General features: G+C 56.4%; 3 protein-coding genes. All 3 read left to right on the top strand.

Annotation, left to right across the window (positions count from 1 at the left end):
• Positions 1-899 precede the first annotated feature (899 nt).
• Positions 900-1,523 carry a hypothetical protein gene (locus JW929_16685; protein MBN1441043.1) on the top strand — a complete coding sequence of 208 codons (624 nt, stop codon included), beginning with the start codon at positions 900-902 and terminating at the stop codon, positions 1,521-1,523.
• A 50-nt stretch (positions 1,524-1,573) separates the two neighbouring features.
• Positions 1,574-2,002 (top strand): hypothetical protein, encoded by a 429-nt coding sequence (locus tag JW929_16680; protein ID MBN1441042.1) that lies wholly within the window; start codon positions 1,574-1,576, stop codon positions 2,000-2,002.
• Between the two features lie 180 nt (positions 2,003-2,182).
• Positions 2,183-3,325, top strand: a complete 1,143-nt coding sequence (locus JW929_16675; protein MBN1441041.1) for a hypothetical protein — start codon at positions 2,183-2,185, stop codon at positions 3,323-3,325.
• Positions 3,326-4,003: the final 678 nt, after the last annotated feature.

Below are 4,003 nucleotides of genomic sequence, written 5' to 3'. Positions count from 1 at the left end.
TTGAGGTGGGGTTCGTTCATGGAATAGAACACCTTGGACTCGGCCGGGATTCGTTTTTCGATCAACCTTTTTGCAGTGGAGTCATATTTTCATTTGTTTTGTCCAAATTATTGCGAAATTGGTTGAAAAGACCGGTCAAGCCGGCTGGATAGGCTAGGATGGTATGGTATGCGTTCTTTACGGATCCATGCGGTTTTTCCAAAGGTTTTCCTTATCCGGTTTGGGCCTAGAAATAAAAAAACACCGATAAATCTGGTTGGAAAGTTAAGACTCCTCTGCAAGAACATGAAGAATAAACTCAAAGACGCCAAGTCCGTGAAGAATTCCTGAAAAAAACTTGGCGTTCTTCGCCTCTTTGCGGTGCGAAATGGCTTTTTGCAGTGAAGTCATGTTTGATTTTCTGTATTTACTAAGTCACCCCCTCATCCGCCCTCCCGTCGCTGTCACTCGCTGTGCTCGGGACAAGCACTCGGGACAGGCGCTTGGGACAATGACGGGAGGATGGGATGAGGGAGATGTGTTAGGGCGCGTTTTTCGGTGTTTTCAACTTCCCTTACATCGGGGCGAGCAGACGCTTTTTTTCAACATCCTCAATAGGGAAACGAAGACGGGATTGGGTGAAATTCGGGAATCCCTTGATATACTCCGGATCAGCTCCCCGTTTCCGAGGGCTCCGCGCAGGTATGGCCTCGGTTTTTTAGAAGCCCTCGGATAAATGGGGAGGAACGACTGGACACGCTTCGATACCGAAAGTAACAAAGCGCTGGCTTTTCCCGGCGAGGCGGTCTTTGTCGATAATATTTTTCGGTTTCATCTCCTGGCCGGATGTACAAGTTGCCGGCAAACGCAGGGCGGGATAGACGCCGGGGTTAAGCATGAATGCGGAACGGACATACCGTTTGTCTCTCTACCAAACCGGGACCTTTCTGGCGGTCCTGATCGGCCAGATCGTGCTGGGAACCGCGTTCCTGTTGCTGTTGCAGGGGTTCGCATCGATCCCGCAGGGCATTCAATATCTCCTTCTGACCGCGCTGATCGCGGCGGCGTTTATAACTTCGCCCCTCTTCGCCGTCACGCCCGCCGAGGCGCGCCTTGCGGGCCGCGCGTTCGTCATCCGGCCAAAGCGGGGCGGGGAACAGATCATCGTCGAGGGTGACGTCCTCTCTTATGCCTATTACCAGGAATTAATCCTATTCAGCCTGAAGATCAACCTGCGCAATGGGGAGACGATCTCGGTGATTCGCTTTAAATGGGGGGATTCATCCGATTTCCAAGCTTTCTTTGAGGCGTTGGAAACGCTCATCGGCGGCGGCGCGGCGGCGCCCGGGACGGGCCGGCGGTCGGCGACGTTTTACGGATCGCGGGCTAAGCGGATCGTCACGTTCGTCCTGCTCGCCTTCTTCCTCGCGGCGGCGGCCGCTTTGCTCCTGAGCGGCGGATTCCGCATGTGGAATCCAGTCGGGATCTATTATTTTTGGGTGCTGCCGGCCGCCTTCTTTCTCAAGATGTGGAAGGGGAAATGATCCGGCGGAGGGAGAGCCTCTGGTCCTATTAATGACTCCAATGCAAGAACATGAAGAATAACCGCAAAGACGCCAAGTCCGCAAAGAATTCCTGGGAAAAACTTGGCGTTCTTCGCGTCTTTGCAGTGAAGTTATTAATTCCTGCGCCGGTTTTCCATGGCGGAGTGCGCCGAAAAAGTGAAGCAACCGCTTCCGACGCCGGAGTCATTCAGGATTGCGACAGAAAATTGCGAATATCATCTCCTTTCGGAAGACGCTACCTTCGGGATGCTCATCCCGCCGGGGAGATGGAGCGCCGAAGCCTACCGGCAGCTGACCGACGGGGAAATCCTGAACGGCTGTTAGCTGGCGAAGAAGTGGGCGACGGCGACGGCAATCCGATAAAGAGCGGAAAAAGTCTCCTTCGGGGGAAAGGGCAACTAGGGGTGGGAAAAATCAAAATAGCGATTGCCATGCGGCGGTTTACTAAAAGGGCATGACGGATCGTGTCCAAAGAACGGGGTTGTTTTCGCTGTAAAACGGGGTTTTTTCCATGCCGCTCCGCACAACCATGGATGATCCCGGAGTGTTCAAGACGATGGAATATAAAAAGAAATGGCCGGCATGTCTCCGTATAATGACAATCGTAACCAATCCGGATAGAAAGTGAGGAAATCTTGATGGAAGATCAACCGACCCTGCGTAGGGTTGCGTTCACCCACAGCGTGCTGGAAGGGAGCGCTTTCGAAGTCGGGCGGATGCAGGGCGAACTTCTCGCAGAGCGATCGCCGAAGGCGGCCGAATTTTTCACCTCCCCGCCGCCCAACCGCGAGCCGCTCAATCCGAAGGAGACCGATGCCGCTTTGTCCTTCTTCCGCAAGCACACCCCCGGCCTGGAGGAGGAAATGGCGGGCTTCGCCAAAGCCCTGGGCGCGCCCGTCGAGCGGTCGGTCTATTACGCCGTCACCTATCCGGGCGGCGGGCGTTGCAGCCACTTCGCCGTCCTGCCGAACATCTCCGCCGACGGGCATTTGCGCGTCGGGCGGAGCTACGAGTTCAGCCACGAGCAGTCGGATCTGCGCCTTGTCACCATGCGGATCGACGGCCGGCCGGCGCACGTCGGTTTCTCCGAAGTGCTGTTCGGCCGCGACGACGGCCTGAACGAACACGGGCTGTGTGCCACCATCTCGGCGGGCGCGCCCATGGCCCCGACCCAACCGGGCGGCTGCATGTTCTGGGCCGTGGTCCGCACGGTGCTGGACCGCTGCGCCAATGTGGAGGATGCCGTTGAATTGGTACGAACGATTCCGGTCTCCTTCAACTTTAACCTGGTCCTGGCCGACGCTTCCGGCCGGGCCGCGCTGATGGAGATCGCCTGTACCCACCGGGCGGTCAAGCGCATCGATTCGGAAACCCCCGAGTCATTCCTACTCTCCACAAACCACTACAACCTGCCGGAGATGAAGCCCCATGACCTGGGCCGGATGTGGAACTCGCTGGTCCGGTACAAAACCATCCGCAAACGGCTGGAAGACGCCGCGCCCAGGGTGTCGTTCGCAACCATCAAAGGCATCCTCTCGGACGTTTACCCGAACGGTACTTGCTGCCATCATTACAGCGACTATCTGGGCACGCTTTGGGCGGGAGTATTCGACTTGCAGGATAGGAAGTTGGACGTCTGTTTCGGCGCGCCGACCCACAATCCGTGGCACTCCTTTCAATTAAATGATCGGGCCGGAACGACGGATTACGCCGTCACGCTCCCGGACATACCCGCCGATCCATCCCTTTTCCGCAAACTGGCTCCCGGAATGGAGGAATAAAAACGGTAAACTGCGAATGCTATCCTTCCGCCTTTGCCGGTCGGATTTATGAGGAGTTGCCCCGGATGGACCAAGGCCGCCCCGGAAACGGATCATTGCCGGCGCAACTCAACGGCGGGTTGTGCCGAACACTCATCGGACTCGACGCCGGGTTTGACGCGGGGTTTCGACGCTGCTCATAGGAATGCCGGTCGCCGCGGCCATATCTGTAGGAGGCCGCCCCATGTTCGGCAAGGCTGCAGCGAAGGGATTTATGACCGGCTTGATCTACGGCGGCCCTCCGGGATCCTGTTAGGGGCTGTTCTTCAGCCCGTTTGCGGGAGTAATTTCAACAGGAGCGGCAACGGCAAGCCATCGTTCGAAGGGAAAGCCGGACCGGGAGGCGTCGGCGGCCTGATCGCAGGTTTGATCGTATGTTTTCTGCTGATCGTCGGCATGGAAGCCTGATATGCCACAAGACGCCCGCCGCACAGAAGGCGGGCGTTGGTTTTACGGTTGTAAAAACACGCCGGAGGAAACGAATAGGAAACTTCTTTCTGTGCCCTTTGTGCTTTGAATGGTGATAAAGCCACAGAGAAAACAAAACCAATAGTATCTGCTCAGCCTCAGTAATATTGAAATGAAATCCTGCTCTTTTCCATCCTCACCCCTATCCCCTGGCCCCTTCCCCCTCTCCTG

This window comes from Anaerolineales bacterium, from assembly GCA_016928575.1.
Lineage (GTDB): Bacteria > Chloroflexota > Anaerolineae > Anaerolineales > RBG-16-64-43 > JAFGKK01.
This window is presented reverse-complemented; position numbering and strand designations above follow the sequence as displayed.